Genomic DNA, 24,270 nt, shown 5'->3' with positions numbered 1-24,270 from the left:
CTTGCTACACAAAAACGTTATATCTAAACAGCTGGATTTATACGAATTTCGCGAGAATGTGACTGGTGTAGCTATTTCCTTAGCTACGTTTGGTTAGGCGATGCGCTCGAGAGAACGAAAGCGATTCTCCTCATCGGTGGTAAGTTTAAAACGGCCTCGTATACCAAGTTGTGAGAGATAAGGACGAAAGCGTGCGGCGGGAATTTGCAAGCGTAATCCCTTGTCGGTAGTGACCACCACACTCGACGCGGCGCCACTGTAATAGAGCTGATACTCTGAATAGGAAATATTGACGTTAAAACGATAATCCATCGTGTTGATACTCAGTCATTTTTTCTCTGCGACAGGGTAACAAAAAAGCCGCCCAAATTGGACGGCTTGATGATCATTGGGTCACGATTCGCTCACCCTATTGTTCGAGCGTTTTTTGCACTTTCTCGTACAAATCGTTAGCCAAGTTATCCATGTCAGCCAACTCTTGTAGTACTTGGCGCATATGCTGCTGACGTTCGGTGTCGTAATACGCCAGTTTAAGCAATGGATCGATTAAACGCGAAGCCACTTGCGGGTTCGATTCGTTTAACGTTACCAAGATCTCTTTCAAGAATCGGTAGCCACTCCCATCTTTGGCGTGGAAGTGCGCGGGGTTGCGCGAACAAAAGGCACCAATCAAACTACGGGTTCGGTTTGGATTCTTAAGGCTAAATGCCGAATGAGACATTTGTGCTTTCACCCCTTCCAAGGCATTCTCTGCCGGATTTATACCTTGCAGCACAAACCACTTATCCATCACTAGGCCGTCATGCTGCCACTGATCGCTAAAGTGCTTCATTAAGGACTCGCGGCATGGCAGTTGAGCGGCGTTGGCCGCATGCAGTGCAGCCATTGTATCGGTCATGTTGTTGGCATTGCGGTATTGTGCTTCAACCCAATCATTGCCGTTTTCAGTATGTGCAAGATAGCTTAAACACGTGTTGCGTAAGTCGCGCTCACCAATCGCTTTATGGCTGATTTCATATGACGTTTGCGTGTATTGGCGATAAACCGTTTCCAGCTCATCAACCATTTCATCCGCGAATTGCTGTTTGAAGGCTGCCATGACCATATGGATGGCATCCACATCCACAATATCAAACCACCCCGCCACTTCATTTTCAGAAGGTAACTTGAGTACTTCTGCAATCAATGCCGGTTCAGTGTTGTCGCTCAGTAGTACCCCACGAAAGGCATCGACCACTGACGCTGGAATCACTATTTTTTCATCATTTTGCACACGTGCCACATTGGCCTTGATGTGTTTTGCCAGCAAGCTTTGTCCAGCATCCCAACGAGCAAAGTCATTGCGCGCGTGTTGCAGCAAGAAGGTTAGATCTTGATCTTGGTAATCATACTCTAGCTTCACCGGTGCAGAGAACTCGCGTAGCAACGAAATCACTGGCTGCTCATCCACCGCATCGAAAATAAAGGTTTGTTCGGCGTCAGTCACCGCCAAGATATGGTGTACAGGCTCTCCATGACGCTGTAACTTAATCACACTGCCATCAGCGCGATACAGTTCAATATCGAGCGGAATATACAATGGCAGTTTTTCCGCTTGATCCGCCGTCGCTGGCGTATGTTGCTTCACATGTAATGCCAGTTGTTTAGTCGCATCGTCATAGGTTGAGGACACATTGAGAACCGGCGTGCCCGATTGACTGTACCAGCGTCGGAATTGGGTTAAATCAATCCCTGAGGCATCTTCCATCGCTTGCACAAAGTCATCGCACGTTGCTGCTGTGCCATCATGGCGTTCAAAGTAGAGCTTCACGCCTTTTTGGAACCCTTCTTCGCCAAGAATGGTGTGCATCATACGAATCACTTCACTGCCCTTTTCATACACAGTCAGGGTGTAGAAGTTATTCATTTCGATCACTTTTTCTGGGCGGATCGGATGCGACATCGGGCTTGCATCTTCAGCAAATTGAGGACCGCGCATAATGCGAACATTTTCAATACGGTTGACCGAGCGAGAGCCTAAGTCAGACGAAAACTCCTGATCGCGGAAAACCGTTAACCCTTCTTTTAGGCTCAGCTGAAACCAGTCACGGCAGGTGACTCGGTTCCCCGTCCAGTTGTGGAAGTATTCGTGGCCAATAACCGCCTCAATCCCCAAATAGTCGGCATCGGTTGCCGTCTCTGCATTGGCAAGCACATACTTGGAGTTAAAGATATTGAGGCCTTTGTTCTCCATGGCACCCATGTTGAAGAAATCAACGGCCACGATCATGTAGATATCAAGGTCATACTCAAGGTCGAAGCGTGTTTCATCCCATTTCATCGCATTCTTAAGCGAAACCATGGCGTGATCGGCACGATCTAAGTTGCCTTTATCCACGAAAATTTCGAGGGCCACTTCGCGACCTGAACGCGTCACAAAGCTGTCACGCAACACATCAAAATCACCAGCAACTAGCGCAAACAGATAACTTGGCTTTGCATACGGATCATGCCACTCAACCCAATGACGGCCATTATCCAGCTCGCCCGACGCAATTTTGTTACCGTTACTCAGCAAGTATGGATAAGACGCTTTATCCGCAATCACCTTGGTGGTGAAACGTGCTAATACATCCGGACGATCGAGATAGTAAGTAATACGGCGGAAGCCTTCTGCTTCACACTGCGTGCAATACGCACCGCCTGATATATACAAACCTTCAAGGGCCGAGTTATTTTCTGGATCGATCTCGGTTTGGATCGTGAGCGTGAACGCCGCAGGCACATCGCGGATGATGAGTTTGCCTGACTCTTCACTGTAGGCCGTCCATGCGTCGCCATTGATGTCGATACGCACTAACTTTAGGTTTTCGCCATCCAGTTCAATGTCGGTCGCATTGTCATTTAAACGCTTTACTTGGCTCACGGCCGTTACCAAGGTTGCGTTTGGCTCAAGATCAAACTCTAGGTTTAGGTCGGTAATGGTAAAATCAGGGGCGCGATAATCCTTACGATATTTCGCAGTGGGTTGTTGAGACATGTTGAATCCTTATTATTGGGTGTACCTCAGCCAACAAATCGTGTCAGTGACTGCCTGACGCCAACCTTGGCGAGCAGCGTGCTATACCATACCTCGCTCGCAAAAAGATGACTATAGGTTTAACACTTTGTTATCAATTGTTTGCGTATACGATGTGTAAAAAACGCCTCACAAACTGTCAATGTGACGAAAAACCTCTCAAATTGGCGAATTGTGCAGCATATTGTCAACGCAGGCTGCCAATCCGGCAGGAAATATAATGTGACGACGGTTAAATTTTACAGAAATTGCGGTACTATGACGCCAATTTCGTTTTGTAACACGTAAGGCGTTCCACACGCATGCACAATCCGATCATCACTTCACTGCTGGATACGGACGCATACAAGCTGAATATGCAGCAAGCCGTCTTTCATCACTATCGTGACGTTCACGTCACCGCGGACTTCTATTGTCGGAGTGATGAGAATTTAACTCTGCTAAAAGACGCAGTGATAGCGCAAGTGAACGCGCTAGGCTCACTGCGCTTTACTGAGCAGGAGTTAAATTATCTGGCCTCGCTCGAGCTCTATCAAGCAGATTTTCTCTCATACCTGAAGCACTTTCAGCTTCGCCCAGAGCAAGTCACTGTCACTATCGAAGAGGGACAACTGGCGATTCATATTGCTGGCCCGTGGTGCGAAGTGATTCTCTGGGAAGTGCCATTACTCGCGATTATCTGTGAGTTACGGAATCGCATCTGCTACCCCACGTACGGTGAGGAGCACGCACTCGCCCGACTCGAGGAGAAACTGAATCATTTACCCGAAGACGGCTTTGCCGATGACTTTCAATTGGTCGACTTTGGCACACGTCGCCGCTTCTCGCGTGATGTACACTATGCCATCGTTAAACGCCTGAAAGCCGCTTATCCCCCGCTAAAAGGCACCTCCAATGTTTGGTTAGCGAAAGAGCTTGGCCTGCCCCCAGTTGGTACCCAAGCTCATGAGTGGTTTCAAGCGCATCAGCAGCTAGCGGGAGAGTTGGCCGATTCACAACAGCTCGCGCTACGTGTTTGGTTAAAGGAATATCCAAACAGTCTGGGCATCGCCCTGACCGATTGCATCAATATGGATGCCTTCCTACGCGATTTTGACAGCGAACTCTCGCAAGCCTTTACCGGCCTGCGTCATGACAGTGGCGATCCCATCGCTTGGGGAGAAAAAGCCATTGCCCACTACCAGCATCACGATATCGACCCTGACTCTAAGACGTTGGTCTTCTCTGACAGCCTCACGCTGGCCAAGGCTATTCATATCTATCGCCATTTTTCAGGGCGGGTGCAAACATCGTTTGGAATTGGTACCCAATTAACCTGTGATCTACCCGACGTGAAAACCCTTAACGTGGTGATCAAGCTCACTAGCTGCCAAGGCAAACCCGTCGCCAAAATCTCCGATGAGCCAAACAAAGCAATTTGTAAAGACGAGGCGCATTTGAGTGCGCTGAAAGCGGCATTTAGGCTGATTGATTAAAGAGTCAGGTACAAAAAATGCCCGCTGTGATGCGGGCATTTTTTTCATCGCGTGACGGGCTTTTTGTCTTGTTTGGAGCACTATTGCCGTTCTAGAATCGCCTCCATTCCAAACACATCATTGGTTAATCGCAACGTGTCTGCTGCTAATTGAAACTGCGATGAGTGACGGCCGTCCCGGTAGATCAACATTAGGTTGTCACCTTCCACCAAATAGACGCCGCGATGAGTGACTGAGCTCCCATCATCCCCGCGCACCTGCATCGCGAATAAGAAGTCGGGCCGTAATTGCAGCGACACCCCGTCAACGTGTTCACTCACATCTTCGCCTGAGATGCTATGAGAACGCCACAAACCGCTTAAATCTTCTGGCAGAAGCTTGGTAAAGACCGCCCCTTGCAGTTGCAATTGGTTATGATTGAGCTGATAGGCATGCCGCTGCTCGATGCCTTCATTATCGTACAGGCGTAATATGTTCTCGTTGATGTCGTACTGCCCTGCAGCGGTTTCGAGTTGTCCATCATGACGCAACAAATCGATACGAAACTCGTAATTGGAATTAAAAGACAGATTAATCGCTTTGTAAGGATGTGGGGCTTGCTCAACAGGCATGTCGCTAAACCAATACCAATCCCCCAGCAACAATGGGAAATCCACGCGAGAGAGCTCTTCGCTGCGAACCGGAAGCGACACGATGATCGCTAACATACACCCAAGTAAGAGACGCATACCTCACCCCACTGACCGTTATTCCTATTAATAAGGTTAGACGCAGATCTCAAAATGCTACAATTTTTTGATATTGATCTCGTTTTATCGGTACATCAACATCTACGCGTCATCTCTATGTCATAAAAAAAAGCCTAGGCAATTGCCTAGGCTTCACGTGACATCAACCGAGGATGTTCAACGGTTAGCGATTAGGGAGGCAAGATCATTAGTAATGCTCGCCGCTTCCTCTAAGTAGGCGTCCGGCTCTTCGTAATCCTTCGGCACATCCTCGAGCGATTTAAACGGCTGTTCGCCCATGGCTTTTTGACGTGCATTTAGGCGCACCAAACGTTCTTTATCCTCGCGATCCATTTCCTGCCGACGCACTTTCTCATTCAAGGAAATACTGTTTTTATCTTTTTCCTGCTGATAAAGCGCAATGTCTTCACGGATAAAACCAAACTCACGGTCTGAAGCAATGCGGGTTTGATGGCGCTTGGTCAACGCATCAATCACGTCATCAGGCAGCTTCATTGCCGAGTATTCCGCAGGGGCAATTTGATCCCATGGCAACGCGTTGTCTTCCATGCTCTCTCCGGTTTCATCGGGTGATACCGGCGATGGAAACGCAATATCGGGTACCACGCCTTTGTTTTGGGTACTACCACCACTGATGCGATAGAATTTTTGAATGGTGTATTGCACGTAACCTAAAGGCTTTTCGAACAAATCATAAATATGATTTAGCGAGCGGTGCTGCTGCACTGTACCTTTACCGAATGACTGTTCGCCAAGCACAATTGCACGGTGGTAATCTTGCATGGCCGCGGCAAAAATCTCTGACGCCGACGCACTGTAACGGTTAATCAGTACCGTCATCGGCCCGTTGTAGAAACTCTTGCCATCACTGTCATTGTTGACCTTAACCCGACCGTAGCTATCGCGCACTTGTACAATCGGACCTTTGTCGATGAACAAGCCACTCAACGCTGTTGCTTCACTCAAAGCGCCGCCACCGTTATTACGCAAGTCCACTACGATACCACTGACATTTTTCGCAGTAAGCGCTGCCAATTCTTTCTTGGTATCTTCGGCCAAGCCAACATAAAAGCCCGGTACCGTCAGCACCCCTACTTTTTGATCGCCACGTTCAATCACATCCGATTTCACCGCGCGGTCTTCTAAGCGGATTTTGTCACGGGTAATAGTGACGCTGTAACTTTTTGCGTTAGCGCCTTCAGGCAAAATCTGTAGCCGGACCTCGCTTCCCTTCGGCCCCTTGATCAGCTCTACGACATCGTCGAGTCGCCAGCCAATCACATCCACCATCGCCTYGTCTTCTTGACCGACACCGATAATGCGATCCCCCGGCGATAACTGTTTAGACTTAGAGGCAGGACCACCGGCCACCAGCGAGCGAATCACTGTATATTCATCCTTCACCTGCAAAACCGCACCAATCCCTTCGAGTGACAGGTTCATCTCAGATTGGAACTGCTCAGCATTGCGCGGAGAAAGATAGCTAGTGTGCGGGTCCACTTCTCGCGCAAAGGCGTTCATGTAGACTTGAAACACGTCCTCACTGTGACTTTGGGTGAGACGCTTCAATGCGCTGTTATAGCGCTTACCTAGGGTTTCGCGAATATCGTCATCGTCTTTCCCCGTTAGACGGAGATTCAACGCATCATTTTTAATTCGCTTATCCCAAATCGCATCGAGTTCTTGTTCATTGGCCGCCCAAGGCAGTTCGGTACGGTCGAGAACCATTGACTCGTCTTTAGAGAAATCAAACGGCTTATCGAGAACCTCGAGTGCATATTGGTATCGCTCAAAGCGCTTTTTGAGTACCAAATTGTAGATTTCGTAAGCCTCGTCGGTTTCCCCCTCTTTGAGCTGATCGTCCAGCCGATCTTTCCAACGCGATAAGGTATCGACATCGCTCTGGGTTAAAAAGACACGGTTGTAATCTAACGTCTCGAGATAACGCTCAAAGATCCCTGCCGAGAAAGCATCGTCGAGAGAAAACTGCTTGTAATGCGAGCGGGTAAAGCGCGAGGTGACACGCTTTGAAGCGGTTTTGTGTTGGGGTTCAGCGGAAAGTGTTGGCAAATCACTGAGTTGAAAGTTGGCCTCTACGGCCTGGGCAGACGCTGCCAGCATCAAGCTGGCAGCGATAGCCGAAAAGCGGCGTCGACAAAACATGCGTCGAGGAGTCTCCTTTAGGCGCTGAGGTGCTCCGCTTTCACTAACATGGTCAAACCGTTAGTAAGACGAACACGCACCTCATCCTTGTTAATTTCAACAATGGTCGCTGGTAGATTACCATTGCCCATGTTCACATTTACGTCTTTTCCTACGACAACGTCGCTGGCGCTGAGTTCGCGACGTGGCTCTTTAGCTTTCTTAGTCATTTTAGCTGGCTTTGGTTTACTCGTACGAGCTTTTGCCGTTTGAGCTGCCGCTTTTTTGCCTTTAGCTGGCGTTTTGCCTTGACCGTCTGCTTTTTTCGCTTGTTGCTTACGACGTTCCGCCGCACGCGCTTTGCTTTCAGCAAGAGTTTGAGCCGCGTGATCAATATGTTCTTGTTCTAGCTCGCCACACGCGTTGCCATCGAGATCGACGCGTGACGCACCCGGTTTCACGCTGTGCAGATAACGCCAGGAAGACGTGTACTGGCGAAGCGCGGCTCGCAATTGGGTTTTGCTTACCTTAGGGTCATCATTCAAGCGTTCTGCAAGATCTTGAAAAATGCCAATTTTTAGTGGCTTGGCTTCGCCTTCAACAGTAAAACATTTAGGGAAACGTTCAGCAATGTAGGCAATGACTTCTTTGCTGTTCGCGAGCTTTTCAGTATTTTCCATGTTTTTTCCTGGCCTGCTGTAGTCAAGCTGCAGCAGAATATCTACGTGTATTTAAGTATGAAAGTGGTGCGTATTATAGATACCTGATATTAAAAAACTACCGAGATTGACGAAATTACAGGTGTTTTTGCATTTCTTTGACCAAGGTAGTCAGGCCCTGTTCATCTTCTTGGTCAAAACGACCCACTGTTGGGCTATCAATATCAAGCACGGCTTGCAGTTGGTTATCTACCCGAACAGGAACGACAAGTTCAGCGTTACTGGCGGCATCACAGGCAATATGCCCCTCAAATGCATGCACGTCTTCAATCCGCATGACTCTATCTTGGCTAAAGGCGGCACCGCAAACCCCTTTTTCAAATGGGATCCGAACGCACGCTGGCTGCCCCTGAAATGGTCCCAGTACCAACTCTTTGCCATCACTCAAGTAAAAACCCACCCAGTTAATGTCTTCAAGTTGGCTATTCAGTAATGCGCTCACGTTCGCCAGTTTTGCAATTAAACTTGGCTCGCCCTCACATAAAGCAACCGCTTGTTGGGTTAACAGACGGTAAAAATCAGCTTTGTTTTCCATAAATCACTGCATCTCAAACAACAAGACCATTACAATAGAAATAATCCAAAGACATTTCAATTGAGTATCTTAATTTATGATTACTTGGCGCTGGCTTCTTGACCAAGCCCGACCTCATCGTACTCGCCTGATTTGGGCCAATATTGTGGCGATTGCCGCCACCCTGATCAGCGTGCCCATCCCGCTACTGATGCCATTGCTGGTCGATGAGGTGCTGCTCGATAAGCCCGATTGGGGGCTCGCGGTACTGAACGGCTTATTGCCGCAAACTTGGCAACATGCCGCTTTTTATATCGCGGCGGTGCTTGTCATTGTGGTGTTAATGCGTGCCACCAGCCAAGCGCTTAACATCCTTCAAAGCCGTCAGTTCACCCTGGTCGGCAAAGCCATTACCTATAAAATTCGTCAACACCTTATCGAGAAGTTAGGCCGCGTAAGCATGCACGAGTATGAATTGCGCGGCAGTGGCGGGTTAACATCACATCTGGTCACTGATGTCGAAACCATTGATAAATTCATTGGTACCACGCTGAGTAAATTTATTATCGGCATTCTCACCGTAATGGGCACCGCGGTGGTCCTTTTGTGGCTGGATTGGCGACTAGGGCTCTTTATTTTGCTCATCAACCCGATTGTGGTTGCGCTTAGCCGCGCATTAGGTCAACGGGTTAAGCATCTTAAAAAACGGGAAAACCAAGCGTTTGAGCGCTTCCAGCAACGTCTCGTCGATACGCTCGATGGGCTCTACCAACTCCGCGCCGCCAATCGAGAGCGTGAATACCTTCACCAATTGGATCAAAGTGCAGGCGATATTAAGGTCAGTGCCGATAAATATGCTTGGCAGTCAGAGGCCGCGGGGCGCTTATCATTTTTGATGTTTTTGATTGGCTTTGAACTTTTCCGTGCTGTCGCGATGGGCATGGTCTTTTTTAGTGATCTGACCATTGGCCAAATGTTTGCTGTGTTCGGCTATCTTTGGTTTATGTTGGGTCCGGTTCAGGAACTGTTAGGGATCCAGTTTGCATGGTATAGCGCTAAAGCAGCCATGAATCGAGTCAACGATGTGTTGAGTTTACAAGAAGAGGCGCGCCGCCCTGACGGCCAAAATCCAAGTGATAGCGACAATACAGCCTTGGATATCGAGATTGAGGATCTGCACTTCGCGTATGATGAGGATAAATCTGTTCTCAATGGCTTGAATATGCATATCCCCGCAGGCCAGCGTGTCGCATTGGTCGGCGCCAGCGGTGGCGGTAAGTCAACGCTGATCCAATTGTTGCTAGGCCTTTATCCGGTTGAACATGGCGATATCCGTTATAACGGCTATTCCATCAGTCAACTTAATTTAGCCGCGCTTCGCCAACAGATTGCGGTGGTACTGCAGCAACCCATGTTGTTTAACGACACCCTACGTAATAATTTAAGCTTTGGGCGAGATGTGACTGATAGCGAACTGTGGCAAGCACTAGAACAGGCGCAACTTGGTGATGTCGTGAATAAGCTCACTCAAGGGCTCGATACACCGCTAGGACGACAAGGGATCCGTTTATCGGGCGGGCAGCGTCAACGTGTCGCCATCGCGAGARTGTTGCTTGGCGACCCAAAACTGGTCATTCTAGATGAAGCCACGTCGGCATTAGATACCGCAACGGAGCGGGCACTGCACCAAGCGATGCATACCTTCTTAGCCGGTCGCACCACGCTGATTGTGGCGCATCGACTCTCCGCGGTGAAAGAAGCGGATTTGATTTACGTGCTGGAGGATGGCCAAGTCACCCAAAAAGGCACCCACGGTGAGTTGGTTACCGCCCCGGGCGTATACCAAACACTTTATGGCACCATTCAACAGGCAGCAGGGAAATAGCATGCGCGTGCAACCGGTCACTCATCTTGAGCCTCAACCTCGGACAGGGTTAATTCGCTGTCCCGGTTGCGATCTTGTGTTGACCGGTTGCGAAACCGCTTGGGATCACCTTGCCATCTGCCCACGCTGCGCCACTAAATTGCAGCAAGGGCGTCGATTATCGTTTAATGGTGAGTTTGCCATTGCGTTAACCATACTGGTGTTATTTTTACCCGCCCATGGGCTACCGCTGTTATCAATCAACCTATTAGGCAAGGAAATTAGCGCATCTGTGCTGACCGGCGCGAACCTTCTATGGACCAGCTTCCCCTTTGTCACCGCGCTGGTGGTCTTTTGTGCTAGCCTTGCGCCACTCCTTTTTACCTTAGCTATTCTGGTCATGCACTTGGCGCGCCGTCACGGCAACATTCGCTTTTTCCGTCCAACCGTGACGCTGATTGATCACCTCCGTCATTGGGTCATGGCGGATGTGTTTATGGTTAGCCTAGCGATTGCGTGCTTTAAAATCCAAGACTATGCCGATCTTCGCTTTTCATTGGGGCTCGCCTGCTACGCCACGTTACAAATTCTGCTTTCGGTGCTGCTAGTACGTGTCAATACCCGACGCTACTGGGATGCGTTCTTAGCCCCTAAACCTGTCAACAGTATCCATAACTTGATTCGTTGCGATCACTGTGGCTTGACGCAACACCATAGTACTCAAACCCATTGCCAACGTTGTGAACGTCCCCTACACGTTCGCCTGCTACGCAGCGAGCAAAAAACATGGGCGTGTCTGCTCACCGCTGCGGTATTTTTGCTGCCCGCCAACCTTTATCCGATCTCGATTTTTTTCTCGAATGGCATCCGACTCGAAGACACGATTTTTTCTGGCGTTGCCAGCCTGATTAACAATGGTATGCCGGGAATAGCGGCGATAATTTTTACCGCCAGTATTATTGTGCCAGTGGCAAAGATTCTGGGGCTTGGTTTCATTCTGATTAGCTTGCATACCTCTGTCGCCATTACGCCACGCCAACGCATGTGGCTATATCGAAGCGTGAAATGGATTGGCAAGTGGTCAATGATGGACTTATTCGTGATTGCATTTATGGTCGCGCTGGTTGATCGTGGCCGCATTATGGACTTTACACCCGGCCCCGGCGCCATTGCTTTTGGTATTGTGGTGGTACTCACTATGCTGGCCACTGACCTTCTTGATACGCGTTTGATATGGGATCATCATGAGCGACAAACACGACGTGCCGACGCCAACCATTAAGACTACCTATGGTCTTTCTCCTTTATGGATCTTGCCCATCTTGGCGCTAGGCTTAGCGGGATGGCTCGTTTTTCAATCCATTAATGAAGCCGGACAGCGGATTCAAATTCTATTCAGCGATGCGCAAGGCTTAGAAGCGGGACGAACAACCATTCGTTACCAAGGGCTAGAAGTCGGCAAAGTTCGCAATATCACCTTGGCGGATGATCTCAATGGTATTTATGTCGATGCCACGATTTATCCAGAGGCCAAGCAGTTGCTCACGACCGGCAGTGAATTCTGGTTAGTGAAACCACGCGCGTCATTAACGGGGATTAGCGGCCTTGAAACACTGGTGTCGGGGAATTACATCGCCCTTCAACCGGGAACGGGTGAACCTAGCCTTCGCTTTACCGCACGTGATGAGCCTCCCGCTGAGATGACCGATAAAGCTGGCACGACCTTTAAGCTCCACGCACCGACCTTGGGCTCGCTCAGTATTGGCTCACCAATTTATTACCGTAAAATCCAAGTCGGCGAGATCTACAGTTATCGTCTTGATGATGATAATCAAGGCGTCACCCTGTCTGTATTGATCAAACCTGAGTTCAGTTCGTTGGTGAAGCAAGACACTAGGTTTTGGTCCGTCAGTGGTTTGAAAGCGAATGTCGATCTGTCTGGAGTCGATGTCGAACTTGATAGTCTTGCCAGCTTGGTCGCCGGCGGTGTGACGTTTGATTCACCGAGTACCAGCCCACAAGCGACGCATAATGACAGCTTTAGGTTATACCCAAGCCTGAGTGCTGCAGAACGTGGCCAAACCATTGAAATTGTCTTGCCTACCAACCACGGTATTCAAGGCGCTGGCGCCCGAGTCACCTATCAAGGACTGCAGATCGGTGAGATTACCGAGATTCGCATCGACCCAGACACCCAAAACGCGTCTGCCACGGCCGCCATAGACCCGAGCATGCTATGGCTGTTCAATCAGGAGACACAAATCACCATCGAACAACCACAGATTGGTTTTAACGGTCTTAAAAATATCGGCAACTTGGTGTTGGGGAACTTCTTATCCGTGGTGCCCGGCTCCCCTGATGCTCCAGCTGTTGATAGTCATTATCGCTTCTCAGCCAGCACGTGGCAGCAGCAACAAAAAGAGGCCGCTGATGCCTTGGTAGTTACGCTCGACGCTGATGACGCTTATGGCCTTACGCCTCGTACCAAAGTGCTTCATCGTGGCATTCAGGTGGGCTTTATTGATCACATCGGCCTCAACAAAAGTGACACTGTCACGATAAAAGCGGTGATCTATCCGCAATACCGCCATCTTGTCAAACAACAGTCGCAATTCTTTATATTGGGGGGGATTACCGGTGAGTTGAGCGGCAATGGGCTCGATGTGGTCGTGCCTGCCATGGAGCAGATCGCCGATCCCGCGTTAAGCTTTACGAGCCTAGGTAAACAAGGTGTACGAGATAGCTATCCGCTCTATACCTCACGTATCCAAGCCAAACACGCTCGAGAAGACGTGCAAGGCAAGACCCGCTTTACCCTAGTGGCTGATGCACTGCCCAGCATTAACGAGGGTAGTCCGGTGATGTATCGAAATTTTGTCGTCGGGCAAGTGGAAGGCTACCAGCTGAATGGTAAAAGCGTCACGATATCGATTGCCGTGAACAATCGGTATCGCCATCTGATAAACCGCGATACCGTATTTTGGAATCAATCCGGTCTCGACATCAAAGCCAACTTAAGTGGCGTCGAAATCAACACAGGCTCGCTTCGCTCTTTACTCAGTGGCGGCATTGCCTTTGGTTCAATGCCGGGCATTAGCAACAAACGCCAAGGCGACTGGAAGCTCTACCCCTCACGAAAAGACGCGGCACGTTACGGGGTCGATATTGTACTCAACACTGACGAAGCCAAAGGATTAAAGGTCGGCAGCGCAATTCGTTATCAAGGGGTGGATGTTGGCGAGATTACCCAGTTAGAGCCGGATTTTAAAACGCAATCGGTCCGCGTGCACAGTCGTTTGTATCCTGAGTATAAAAATGAGCTTGCTCGTCAAGGGAGCTATTACTGGCTAACCCAGCCAGTACTTAGCCTTACAAAAACTGAGAATCTAGATTCTTTGTTTGGGACCTATATTTCGGTCGTGCCCGGTGCGGGCGAATTTAAGCAAGAATTCGAATTACATGCTTCCCCCAAATATCCGCGGGGCCTATCACTGGTGCTCGAAAGTGATGCACGTCATTCCATTGCTGTTGGCACCCCAATTCTCTATCGCGATATGGAGGTAGGTACTGTCTCCAAAGTGCAATTGGGCGAGTTTGCTGACCGCGTTTTATTCAGTGTCCAGATCACGCCGCAGTATGCACATCTGGTGCGAGAAAACACGGTGTTTTGGAATCAATCCGGTGTGGATGTGTCGATTGGTTTGACCGGTGCCAACCTAAAAAGCGGCACCATTGATAGCCTACTGAAAGGTGGGATCGCCTTTGCAACACCCGACACCTCTCCATTGGCCCCCAAAGCTAACGACAAACGCCACTACCTGCTGCATCGAGAACCCAAAGCAGAGTGGCGTGAGTGGCGCACTGCGATCCCGAAACCCTAGCGCTATCTTCTTGGGCAGCTAATCCTTTGGCTGCCCTTTTTGAGTAAAAATACCGACTTTCTCCTCCCGCGACCTACACTCAAGACCAAGATCTGTTTACAATCTTGCGCTGCTAATTTCGAGTTCATCAACAAGAGATCCTGTTTTGCACCCCAATATCTCACTGCCAGAGGCTTTCTTAGCCCAAATACAGGCGACAATGCCCTCGCATCTCTCCATGGAGGAGTTCGTCGCTGCCTGTCAGCGTCCTCTGCGCCGCAGTATTCGTGTCAATACGTTAAAAATTTCCGTCGATGCATTTAAGCAACGTGCCGCAGAGCATCATTGGACACTGACTCCCGTACCTTGGTGTGACACAGGGTTTTGGATTGAGCGACAAGACGATGACAAAGTGCCATTGGGCAATACGGCTGAACACATGGCGGGACTGTTTTACATTCAAGAAGCAAGCTCGATGATGCCGGTCACTGCCTTGCTGGCAGGCGAGCATGAACCGGGCCAAGCCCCTGATTGGCAGCAAGTGCTTGATGTTGCGGCTGCACCGGGTTCAAAAACCACTCAGTTGGCAGCCTCCATGCAAAACAGCGGTATTTTGGTCGCGAATGAGTTTTCAGCGAGCCGCATCAAAGGGCTACATGCCAATGTACAACGCTGCGGGGTAAGAAACGTTGCACTGACTCACTTTGATGGCCGTGTATTCGGCGGCTGGCTACCCGAGCAATTTGATGCCATTCTGCTCGACGCGCCCTGCTCTGGTGAAGGAACTATTCGTAAAGATCCTGATGCGATGAATAACTGGAGCCTTGCCTCAGTCGATGATATTGCGCAGACCCAACAAGCCCTGATTGATAGCGCGTTTCACGCACTGAAACCGGGCGGCGTGCTGGTGTATTCAACCTGTACCTTGAACCACACAGAAAATCAGTCGGTTTGCCACTGGCTCAAGCAAGCTTATGGTGACGGTGTCACTTTTGAGTCACTGAAGGATTTATTCCCGGGTGCCGAACAAGCTCTGACCGAGGAAGGCTTTTTACATCTCTACCCTCAGATTTTTGACAGCGAGGGCTTTTTTGTCGCCCGCATTCGTAAACATGCATCCGCCACTCCACCGAGTGTAAAAAAGCGACTGGGCAAATTTCCATTCTCACCTGCAAGTCAAAAAGACAGTCAACAAATAAGCGCCACCTTTAAAAAGGAACTCGGGCTATCGCTGCCGAATGAGGCCACGCTATGGTTACGTGATAAAGAGGTATGGCTTTTCCCTTCAGCTATCGAACCTATGTTAGGCGAAGTGAAGTTTGACCGCATTGGGATCAAGTTAGCCGAAACCCACCGCAAAGGTTATCGTTGGCAACACGAGGCGATTATCGCATTGAGTACCCAGTCACTCGCTGAATGTAAAACCATTGCGCTCACTAAGACACAAGCCGTTGAGTGGTATCAAGGACGCGATATTTGGCCCGATCAAACGCCAGATAAGGGCGATGTCATTGTAACCTATCAAGGGGACGTGCTCGGGCTCGGCAAATGGGTCGGCAATCGGATTAAAAATGGCCTACCTCGCGATCAAGTTCGCGATAGCAACTTGTTTTAATCAGTATGGGATGGTGTTGATAATAATTCGCAGGGAAAGAAACTGGCAAAGCCGTATTGATAAWCTACACTTTAGTGGAATCACAACCTAAATTGGCATATGGCTCCAATGAGCCCTTTCCCTGAGCTCGGAACAGGACGTTCCGAGCCTTTTTTTGTCTTGTCTAACGTGACGCCGTCACTTAACGCGGTAAATGCCATCCGCTTCAATACGAATTTTGCGTTGCTTGTACAGGCCACCCAAAGTCTTTTTAAAGGTCGCTTTACTGGTGCGGAACAAGGCAAAAATCGCATCCGGGGAGCTTTTGTCGTTAAGCGGCAAAAAGCCCCCTTTTTTATCTAGGGTTTGCAAAATTTTATCGCTTAAATCATCAACCCGCGCTTTACCGTGTTTTTGTAGAGCAAGATCCAACTTACCATCGTCGCGCACCGTTTTAACAAACGCACTCAGCTTCTTACCGATGAACAGCTTCCCGAACGCTTCAGCGCGATAAATAAGCCCCCAGTGCTGATTATTCACCACACACTTAAAGCCGAGGTCCGTGATATCCGTAATGATTACTGACACTTTGTCGCCCGCTTTTAAACGCGGCTTTTCGTCGCTGATAAACTTGTTGAATTTGCGGCTAGCCACGATACGGCCCGAGGCTTTATCCGTGTAGACGCGAACCACATAAGGTTTACCCTCTTCCATTCGCGTGCGTTGCTCACTAAAAGGCACCAGTAAGTCTTTGCTCAAGCCCCAATCGACAAACGCGCCAACCGAATTGACACCAACACAGCGCAAAGACGCAAACTCGCCCACTTGGGCCAATGGCGTTTCAGTAGTGGCGATAATATCGTCTTCGGAATCGAAATAGATAAACACCTTTAGCTCGTCGCCGACACGGGTATTCTCAGGAACGTACCGAGTTGGCAGCAAAATATTGCCGAACTCATCACCATCAAGAAATACCCCGAAGTCTGCCTGCTTCACTACCGTCAATGTGTTGTATTGGCCTAGTTTAATCATTGTCTCAACGCTGTAGAAAGTAATGGCGGTGAGTATACGCAATTTCATCCTGATATGCGCAGCCAAAACACTACTCAAACGGATAAAAAACCCTCAAGCACTGCCTATCTCCCGCTATACCCCTACTTTCTGTCTCTTGTTAGCGTCCCAATCCCTGTTAGGCTTGAGTGAAAACTATAGGGGGAATTCATGGCAGTATTTAACGGCTCACACATCAGCTTTAGTTTTAGCCAGCTTGGCAGTGCATTTGGCGAACACGTTACGCCAACCGCGCTCGAAAACGGTCGGCTTTTCACCTATAACGTCGAACTGGCAAAACAGCTTGGGTTGAATGAATCCGATCTCACCACGGAAGCGTTTCGAGCGATTTTATCCGCAGAGCAGCCGTTAGCCGGCCGAACACCGTTTGCAATGAAATACACCGGTCACCAGTTTGGTCAATATAACCCCGCGCTCGGCGATGGCCGTGGTGTCTTATTAGGGGAATGGCGCGATGCCGATGGCACCTTGTGGGATTGGCACCTAAAAGGGGCGGGAAAAACGCCATACAGCCGCCACGGTGATGGACGAGCGGTGTTACGCTCGACGCTCCGCGAGTATCTCGCCAGTGCCGCCATGACAGGGCTCAACATTCCGACCACTCAGGCATTAGCCATGGCCACCAGCGATACCCCGGTGATGCGCGAGCGCATCGAAACTGCCGCAACGCTACTTCGCGTTACCGAGAGTCACGTCCGTTTTGGCCACTTCGAGTACTTGTTTTACAGTCAGCAGCATGAGGCGCTAGGCACGCTGGCCGACTATGTGATTGCACGTCATTTCCCTGAACTGGCCGAGGCCGAGAAACCCTATGCGGCACTGCTACAAGAAATTGTCGAGCGAACGGCGGATATGATTGCCCTGTGGCAGGCCATCGGCTTTAACCACGGTGTGATGAATACCGATAATATGTCGATTCTCGGCCAAACTTTCGATTACGGCCCTTATGCCTTTTTAGACGATTTCGACCCAGGTTATATCTGCAACCATTCCGATTACAGTGGTCGCTATGCGTTTAATCAGCAACCTGCCATCGCGCTTTGGAATCTGTCCGCACTGGGCTATGCCTTTACGCCTCTCGTGGATAAGGATGTGATTAACGACATTCTTGGTGGCTTTGAACACCGACTACAAGTTGCCTATAGCCGTGCCATGCGTGATAAACTGGGCTTGTCCGACGCTCAGTSGTCAGACAGTGAGCYGTTCAATCAGCTCTTTGCATTGCTTGAAGAAAACCAAACCGACTATACGTGCTTTTTCTATCAACTCAGTCAGTATCGCGGTGACTCACTCCTAACAGCCGGCACCCTGAATCAGTTCAAACCCATCTGCCAAGACACGCAGGCATTAACCGAATGGCTATCCGCGTACCAACAGCGCGTACATACACTGGATGATGCGACTCGTCTCGCCTGCATGCAACACACCAATCCAAAGTATATTTTACGCAACTATTTGGCCCAAGCGGCCATCGAAGCGGCTGAACAAGGCAACTTACAACCAACCCATGATTTAATGACGGTACTTGCCCACCCCTTCGATGAGCACCCGTCGCTCGCGCACTTGGCCAACCCGCCAACGGATAATAATAAAGGCCTTGCATTGAGCTGTTCGTCCTAACTATCGGTGACTGATGACGGGCAAAAAATTGGTTCGTCGTCAGTCCTGACCGGCATTTTTCTGGTCAAAATTGCCTTAAAAACGCTACGGATATCACATTCATGCTTTCAAGGGCCGCGATTTTTGCTATCTTACTGGCTTCGCAACAGATTAAGATGTGAGGAAGGCTGTCCTCTATGCCACTGAAAACCGATGAACTTCGCACCCGCGTGGTTGATACCATGCCCACGCCCGCAGAGGTGGAAGCCGCCCACCCCATCAGCGACAACGTTGCTCACCATATTACTGCTTCGCGTCATGCAATCAGCCAAATTCTTAATGGCCATGACCCGCGCCTGCTTGTGGTGATTGGGCCCTGCTCTGTGCATGATCCTGACGCTGCACGCGAATACGCCAAACGGTTAAAAGGATTAGCAGAGACTTACTCCGAACAGTTACTGATTGCCATGCGTACCTACTTTGAGAAGCCGCGCACGGTTGTCGGTTGGAAAGGTTTGATAAACGATCCTCACCTTGATGGGAGCGGTGATATTCGTGCTGGGCTGTTCACTGCCCGCGAGTTGTTACTCGATATCAATAAAATGGGTTTACCCACTGCGACCGAGTTTCTCGATATGATCACCGGCCAATATATTGCCGACTTGATCAGTTGGGGGGCCATCGGTGCGCGCACAACCGAGTCTCAGATCCATCGCGAAATGGCATCCGCCTTGTCTTGCCCAGTAGGGTTTAAAAATGGCACTGATGGCAATATTCGTATCGCTGTCGATGCCATTCGAGCGAGCCGTGAGTCACACCTGTTTTGCTCGCCAGACAAGCATGGCACCATGACCATTTATCGCACAGCGGGTAATCCTGATGGCCACGTTATTTTACGTGGCGGCCATCAACCCAATTACTACCAAAAAGATGTGCAAGCGGCCTCAGAAACCTTATCGAGCTTCGGATTGCCGGCTAAATTAGTGGTAGACTTTAGCCATGGCAACTGCCAGAAACAGCATCGCCGTCAGTTAGATGTCGCAGAAGATATTGCGACGCAACTGGCTAACGGATGTACCGCCATTGCGGGTATTATGGCAGAAAGCTTTTTAGAAGAAGGCAACCAACCTATGGGTGATAGCGCGACGCGCCGATATGGCCAGTCTATTACCGATCCTTGCCTTGGCTGGCAGGATACTGAACGCTTGCTTGAGCGACTGGCTGCTGCAAGTGCTAAGCGACATCAAGCCTATTAATTATTTATCAGCGACATGACATCCGTCATGTGAGAAAAGGACAGAACTATGCCCTCTTTTGATATTGTGTCTGAAATCGACAAGGTTGAATTAAAGAACGCCGTCGATAATGCAAGCCGCGAACTGGCGACGCGTTTTGATTTTCGTGGCGTTGAAGCGAGCTTCGAGCTGGACAAAGAAACCGTGAAAGTCATTGCAGAAGCGGATTTCCAACTCAACCAGATGATGGATATCCTGCGTAATAACCTGGCCAAACGTGGCGTGGATTCTCGTGCCATGGATATTCAAGATATGGTGCACTCAGGCAAAAGCTTCTCGCAGCAAGTGAAATTCAAAAATGGCATTGAAACCCCCGTTGCCAAGAAAATCACTAAAGCAATCAAAGACGCCAAAATGAAAGTACAAACACAAATTCAAGGCGAACAAGTCCGAGTAACCGGTAAAAAACGCGATGATCTTCAAGCGGTGATTCAGCTGGTAAAAGACAGTGATTTTGAGCAGCCTTTCCAGTTCGAAAACTTTCGCGACTAATGTGCAACATCTACCACAAAAAACGGGCCATTTGGCCCGTTTTGCTTGTGAAGCCAGTGTCGTTATCAGCTAACACTACTTATACTGGCTTTTGATTTCATCGAGCGCYCCGCTTGCAATCGCTTTATCTACCCCAGCTTGCAATTTCTCTACATAGCTATCAGGCGTGCTTTTGCTTAGGCTGTAATACAATTGCGCTTCACTCAACACATACACCACTTCAAACTGGCTTGTGTCCACATTGTTTTGACTCATGATGAAGGAGCTGACGTTTTCTTCATACGCCCACATATCTACGCGGCCCGCCGCGAGCTGTTTAGCCAGCAAGTCTGCTTTAGGTGAGAGACGCAATGCGTTATCGCTAACGCCTAGGCTGCGCAACAAATGCTCACCGACATCGTCACGTACCACCCCAACTTTGTAGTTGGCAAAGTCGCTGCCGCTGTTAATGGTGATCCCTTTACTTTTCGGTGCCCACACGACAATTTTAGTATCTGTGATGGGACCCACCCACTTAAACTTATCTTCGCGCTCTTCCGTTCGGGTGGTTGAAAACAGTACCGTGTTTGGATCAGACAATGCGGTGGCATAGCCACGCGCCCAAGGTTGGATCTTAACTTGATCACGGGTAATCGGTTCGCCCGCTGCTTCCGTAGCCGCTTCGAGGAAGTCCACGGCAATCCCTTTCAACTGCCCGTTCTCTTCATAGTTAAAAGGGGGATAAACCTCAGTGATATAATTTAAGTCGCTTAGGTTGGCAGCAACTGTCGTAGTTGAAAATACCAGTAAACTGGCGGCGATGAGTGACTTCATTGGACTACCTCTTTGTTGTTCATTCCATAAAAACAGACGCCCAGCCAATATTATTATTCGGGTAACCCGTACTTATATGTGACGCCATTTCTTGGTTGCCACAACATGGTGTTCATGCGGTTGTGGTTTAACCACATACAAGCACCGTGCTAACCGTTATCATTGGTGAGTATAGTCAGCGAAAAATCACCCTGCGTAATTTTAAACACGCCTGTGAGTTATTCCCCAGTTTTGTTTTCTGACAATTCAACACCTTGATGCATATAGCGATATCTCACGCTTGCGCGTTTGTACGAATGTTCACGCCCTGTTCACGCAAAAACATGATGGATGACACCCACATCCACGCAAAAAAGTTGAATTAGGTCACCATTAATGACTAAACTTTACCCCTTGTTTCATATAATTGCTCAATTAGGCCGCATTAATAATGCGTACTCTAACGATTAAAGTTATCGAGTGAGCAATAAATGTCAGTCATATTCCAGCCTGGACAATGCCGAGTCTGATAATCCATGAATAATCAAAAGCGACCTCTTTACATTCCCTATGCGGGACCTGCGTTACTCGAAACCCCGCTTCTCAACAAAGGCAGTGCGTTTAGCGTCGAAGAACGTAAGTTTTTTAACCTCGAGGGCTTGCTACCCGATGCCATTGAAACCATTGAAGAGCAGACCGAGCGCGCCTACCAGCAGTATCAACGCTTTGAAAACGATATCGATAAACACATTTACTTGCGCAATATTCAAGATACCAACGAGACATTATTTTATCGTTTAGTGTCGAACCACATCACCGAAATGATGCCAATCATCTATACGCCAACGGTCGGTGCTGCCTGCGAGAACTTCTCTAATATTTATCGTCGAGGCCGTGGGCTTTTTATCTCTTATCCAAACCGCGATCGAATTGATGATGTTTTAAACAACGCGTCACGTCACAATGTGAAAGTGATTGTCGTTACCGACGGTGAGCGAATTCTTGGTCTTGGCGACCAAGGCATCGGCGGCATGGGCATTCCAATCGGAAAGCTATCTTTGTACACCGCATGTGGGGGCATTAGCCCAGCGTATACGCTTCCAATCGTGCTCGATGTGGGCACCAATAATCCACAGCGTCTGTCAGATCCTATGTACATGGGGTGGCGCCATACTCGGATCAGCGGTCAAGACTACGACGACTTTATTGAAGAATTCATCCAAGCGGTGCAGCGTCGCTGGCCGGATGCACTCATTCAGTTTGAAGACTTCGCACAGAAAAATGCGATGCCTATTCTTGAGCGTTACAAAGACAAAGTGTGCTGTTTTAACGACGATATCCAAGGGACGGCCGCCGTCACCGTGGGTTCGTTAATTGCTGCCTGTAAAGCCGCTGGCACCAAGCTCTCCGAGCAACGCATCACCTTCCTCGGTGCAGGTTCTGCCGGCTGTGGCATTGCTGAAGCTATCATTGCCCAAATGGTGTCGGAAGGGATTTCCGATCAAGAAGCGCGTGCGCGTGTCTTTATGGTTGATCGCTGGGGCTTACTCATCGATGCCATGCCAAACCTACTCGACTTCCAGCAAAAACTGGTTCAAAAGAGCTGCGCATTAAAAGACTGGCAATTAGAAGACAATAATATTTCACTGTTGGATGTGGTACGTAATGCCCAGCCAACCGTGCTCATTGGTGTCTCTGGGGCGCCGGGCCTCTTTACCGAAGAGGTTATCAAGGCCATGCATGATAATTGTAAACGGCCGATTATCTTCCCCCTATCAAACCCAACCAGCCGAGTCGAAGCCACTCCCTTTGACATTCTTCGCTGGACAGACGGCCAAGCACTGGTTGCGACGGGTAGTCCGTTTGAACCCGTGCGCCTAGACAATGGTAAAACCTTCCCAATCGCGCAATGTAACAATAGCTATATTTTCCCGGGGATTGGCCTAGGTGTCCTTGCAGTGGACGCCACTCGCGTGACTGATGGTATGTTAATGGCCTCTTCGCGTGCACTCGCTGAGTGTTCGCCGTTAGCGAAGCGCGGCACCGGAGCCTTACTTCCTTCACTGGAAGATATTACCTATGTTTCAAAGCAAATTGCTTTTGCGGTTGCGAAACAGGCGATTGAAGAAGGCGTCGCGGCCGAGCTGTCTGATGAAGCATTAAAAAAACGCATTGATGATAGCTTCTGGGAACCCAGATACCGTGAGTATAAACGCACATCGTTTTAACCGGCGGTTGACACAAAAAGCTCCTTTCGAGGAGCTTTTTTTGCTAGGATTCCATTCACTTGAGGCGCCAACCTTGACGCCTTATCCGCATGGCATTTCTGAAAGGGACAGTAAGTAGTATGGCGATCCGACGCCTCGCACGATTGGTGTTTATCGCAGTGATTTTCGCACTGGTTACCATGGTAGCTAGTGACTTAGCGATCACGCTCAATGCGCGTGACCGCGTTTACACCGACGTCGACGACCTGCCCAAACGCCAAGTGGCATTAGTGCTTGGTACCAGCAAATATATTGGTAAAACCCCGAATCCTTACTATACCCACCGCATCGAGGCCGCAGAGGCACTGTATAAAGCAAACAAGGTGAGCCATTTACTCTTAAGCGGCGATAATGCGCACCGCTCCTATAATGAACCTTGGACCATGAAGCGCGATCTACTGAAAGCTGGGATCGCAGACGACGCCATTCACCTTGATTATGCTGGATTTCGTACACTCGACTCCGTGGTTCGTGCCAAAACAGTGTTTAGCTTGGCCCGCTTTACCGTTGTCAGTCAGCAGTTTCACTGTGAGCGTGCCTTATTTCTTGCTGACGTGAACAATATTGATGCGATTTGCTATGCCGTGGCAAGCCCACAAGGCTGGGCTGGCATAAAGATCCGTTTGCGTGAAGTGCTCGCACGCACTAAAGCCGTGTTAGATAGCTTTATCCTTAATGTGAAACCCAAGTTTACTGGCCCGAAAGAGCCAATTGATGGTGTCACTGCCACTGAATCGTAAATGGGTACAAACCCACCCCTTCTTTCTCTTTCCTCTCAC

The 24,270-nt window shown here is 49.3% G+C and carries 18 protein-coding genes; 10 read left to right on the top strand and 8 right to left on the bottom strand.

The window, feature by feature from the left end; all coding sequences use genetic code 11:
* Window positions 1–93: 93 nt before the first annotated feature.
* Complete coding sequence (locus BZJ19_RS05055) at window positions 94–312, bottom strand: DUF2835 domain-containing protein (protein WP_069587733.1); 219 nt, start codon at window positions 310–312, stop codon at window positions 94–96.
* Between the two features lie 97 nt (window positions 313–409).
* Window positions 410–3,019 (bottom strand): aminopeptidase N, encoded by a 2,610-nt coding sequence (gene pepN / locus BZJ19_RS05050; RefSeq protein WP_077674822.1) that lies wholly within the window; start codon window positions 3,017–3,019, stop codon window positions 410–412.
* A gap of 341 nt (window positions 3,020–3,360) precedes the next feature.
* Between pepN and pncB the strand changes: the two genes are divergently transcribed.
* The gene (gene pncB / locus BZJ19_RS05045; protein WP_077674821.1) at window positions 3,361–4,533 is read left to right on the top strand and encodes a nicotinate phosphoribosyltransferase; all 1,173 of its coding nucleotides are present in this window, start codon (window positions 3,361–3,363) and stop codon (window positions 4,531–4,533) included.
* Between the two features lie 80 nt (window positions 4,534–4,613).
* Here the strand turns inward: pncB and BZJ19_RS05040 are convergent, their stop codons facing one another.
* From BZJ19_RS05040 to BZJ19_RS05025, 4 genes are all read right to left on the bottom strand, one after another.
* Entirely contained in the window at window positions 4,614–5,261 is a 648-nt protein-coding gene (locus BZJ19_RS05040; RefSeq protein WP_069589065.1) for a hypothetical protein, read from the bottom strand.
* 177 nt (window positions 5,262–5,438) lie between these two features.
* Window positions 5,439–7,445 carry a carboxy terminal-processing peptidase gene (prc, locus tag BZJ19_RS05035; RefSeq protein WP_077674820.1) on the bottom strand — a complete coding sequence of 669 codons (2,007 nt, stop codon included), beginning with the start codon at window positions 7,443–7,445 and terminating at the stop codon, window positions 5,439–5,441.
* A 17-nt stretch (window positions 7,446–7,462) separates the two neighbouring features.
* Window positions 7,463–8,104, bottom strand: a complete 642-nt coding sequence (gene proQ / locus BZJ19_RS05030) for an RNA chaperone ProQ (protein WP_069589069.1) — start codon at window positions 8,102–8,104, stop codon at window positions 7,463–7,465.
* Window positions 8,105–8,219: 115 nt separating this feature from the next.
* The gene (locus BZJ19_RS05025; RefSeq protein WP_077674819.1) at window positions 8,220–8,678 is read right to left on the bottom strand and encodes a GAF domain-containing protein; all 459 of its coding nucleotides are present in this window, start codon (window positions 8,676–8,678) and stop codon (window positions 8,220–8,222) included.
* Between the two features lie 76 nt (window positions 8,679–8,754).
* Between BZJ19_RS05025 and BZJ19_RS05020 the strand changes: the two genes are divergently transcribed.
* From BZJ19_RS05020 to rsmF, 4 genes are all read left to right on the top strand, one after another.
* Complete coding sequence (locus BZJ19_RS05020) at window positions 8,755–10,542, top strand: ABC transporter ATP-binding protein (RefSeq protein WP_077674818.1); 1,788 nt, start codon at window positions 8,755–8,757, stop codon at window positions 10,540–10,542.
* A 1-nt stretch (window position 10,543) separates the two neighbouring features.
* Window positions 10,544–11,803, top strand: a complete 1,260-nt coding sequence (locus BZJ19_RS05015) for a paraquat-inducible protein A (protein WP_077674817.1) — start codon at window positions 10,544–10,546, stop codon at window positions 11,801–11,803.
* Window positions 11,766–14,402 (top strand): PqiB family protein, encoded by a 2,637-nt coding sequence (locus BZJ19_RS05010; RefSeq protein ID WP_077674816.1) that lies wholly within the window; start codon window positions 11,766–11,768, stop codon window positions 14,400–14,402. Before BZJ19_RS05015 ends, BZJ19_RS05010 begins: the two co-directional genes overlap by 38 nt.
* A gap of 145 nt (window positions 14,403–14,547) precedes the next feature.
* Window positions 14,548–15,996, top strand: a complete 1,449-nt coding sequence (rsmF, locus tag BZJ19_RS05005; RefSeq protein ID WP_077674815.1) for a 16S rRNA (cytosine(1407)-C(5))-methyltransferase RsmF — start codon at window positions 14,548–14,550, stop codon at window positions 15,994–15,996.
* A gap of 177 nt (window positions 15,997–16,173) precedes the next feature.
* Here the strand turns inward: rsmF and BZJ19_RS05000 are convergent, their stop codons facing one another.
* Window positions 16,174–17,007 carry a CvfB family protein gene (locus BZJ19_RS05000; RefSeq protein WP_077479166.1) on the bottom strand — a complete coding sequence of 278 codons (834 nt, stop codon included), beginning with the start codon at window positions 17,005–17,007 and terminating at the stop codon, window positions 16,174–16,176.
* Between the two features lie 189 nt (window positions 17,008–17,196).
* On the opposite strand from BZJ19_RS05000, the gene BZJ19_RS04995 reads away from it, so the two are divergent.
* From BZJ19_RS04995 to BZJ19_RS04985, 3 genes are all read left to right on the top strand, one after another.
* A complete protein-coding gene (locus BZJ19_RS04995; RefSeq protein ID WP_077674814.1) occupies window positions 17,197–18,666 on the top strand; it encodes a protein adenylyltransferase SelO in 1,470 nt (489 codons plus the stop codon).
* A 176-nt stretch (window positions 18,667–18,842) separates the two neighbouring features.
* Window positions 18,843–19,901, top strand: a complete 1,059-nt coding sequence (locus tag BZJ19_RS04990; RefSeq protein ID WP_077674813.1) for a 3-deoxy-7-phosphoheptulonate synthase — start codon at window positions 18,843–18,845, stop codon at window positions 19,899–19,901.
* 48 nt (window positions 19,902–19,949) lie between these two features.
* Complete coding sequence (locus tag BZJ19_RS04985; RefSeq protein ID WP_077457015.1) at window positions 19,950–20,432, top strand: YajQ family cyclic di-GMP-binding protein; 483 nt, start codon at window positions 19,950–19,952, stop codon at window positions 20,430–20,432.
* Window positions 20,433–20,507: 75 nt separating this feature from the next.
* Here BZJ19_RS04985 and BZJ19_RS04980 read toward each other — a convergent pair whose 3' ends face one another.
* Window positions 20,508–21,245, bottom strand: coding sequence for a substrate-binding periplasmic protein (locus tag BZJ19_RS04980; protein WP_077674812.1), 738 nt, complete (start codon window positions 21,243–21,245; stop codon window positions 20,508–20,510).
* A gap of 515 nt (window positions 21,246–21,760) precedes the next feature.
* Here BZJ19_RS04980 and BZJ19_RS04975 point away from each other — a divergent pair.
* Complete coding sequence (locus BZJ19_RS04975) at window positions 21,761–23,452, top strand: NAD-dependent malic enzyme (protein WP_077674811.1); 1,692 nt, start codon at window positions 21,761–21,763, stop codon at window positions 23,450–23,452.
* 119 nt (window positions 23,453–23,571) lie between these two features.
* Complete coding sequence (locus BZJ19_RS04970; RefSeq protein ID WP_077457021.1) at window positions 23,572–24,231, top strand: SanA/YdcF family protein; 660 nt, start codon at window positions 23,572–23,574, stop codon at window positions 24,229–24,231.
* Window positions 24,232–24,270 lie beyond the last annotated feature (39 nt).

The sequence above is a fragment of the Salinivibrio proteolyticus genome (genome assembly GCF_001996165.1).
GTDB classification, from domain to species: Bacteria; Pseudomonadota; Gammaproteobacteria; order Enterobacterales; family Vibrionaceae; genus Salinivibrio; species Salinivibrio proteolyticus.
The sequence above is the reverse complement of the archived record's forward strand: the minus strand, read 5'-3'. Positions and strand labels throughout refer to the sequence as shown.

Excerpts from the sequence above, each read along its gene's own strand:
- BZJ19_RS04990 (WP_077674813.1), top strand. The coding sequence starts at position 18,843 with ATGCCACTGAAAACCGATGAACTTCGCACCCGCGTGGTTGATACCATG.
- pepN (WP_077674822.1), bottom strand. The coding sequence starts at position 3,019 with ATGTCTCAACAACCCACTGCGAAATATCGTAAGGATTATCGCGCCCCT.
- BZJ19_RS04985 (WP_077457015.1), top strand. The coding sequence starts at position 19,950 with ATGCCCTCTTTTGATATTGTGTCTGAAATCGACAAGGTTGAATTAAAG.
- BZJ19_RS05025 (WP_077674819.1), bottom strand. The coding sequence starts at position 8,678 with ATGGAAAACAAAGCTGATTTTTACCGTCTGTTAACCCAACAAGCGGTT.
- pncB (WP_077674821.1), top strand. The coding sequence starts at position 3,361 with ATGCACAATCCGATCATCACTTCACTGCTGGATACGGACGCATACAAG.
- BZJ19_RS05010 (WP_077674816.1), top strand. The coding sequence starts at position 11,766 with ATGAGCGACAAACACGACGTGCCGACGCCAACCATTAAGACTACCTAT.
- BZJ19_RS05000 (WP_077479166.1), bottom strand. The coding sequence starts at position 17,007 with ATGATTAAACTAGGCCAATACAACACATTGACGGTAGTGAAGCAGGCA.
- BZJ19_RS05055 (WP_069587733.1), bottom strand. The coding sequence starts at position 312 with ATGGATTATCGTTTTAACGTCAATATTTCCTATTCAGAGTATCAGCTC.
- BZJ19_RS05015 (WP_077674817.1), top strand. The coding sequence starts at position 10,544 with ATGCGCGTGCAACCGGTCACTCATCTTGAGCCTCAACCTCGGACAGGG.
- BZJ19_RS04975 (WP_077674811.1), top strand. The coding sequence starts at position 21,761 with ATGAATAATCAAAAGCGACCTCTTTACATTCCCTATGCGGGACCTGCG.
- proQ (WP_069589069.1), bottom strand. The coding sequence starts at position 8,104 with ATGGAAAATACTGAAAAGCTCGCGAACAGCAAAGAAGTCATTGCCTAC.
- BZJ19_RS04970 (WP_077457021.1), top strand. The coding sequence starts at position 23,572 with ATGGCGATCCGACGCCTCGCACGATTGGTGTTTATCGCAGTGATTTTC.
- BZJ19_RS05040 (WP_069589065.1), bottom strand. The coding sequence starts at position 5,261 with ATGCGTCTCTTACTTGGGTGTATGTTAGCGATCATCGTGTCGCTTCCG.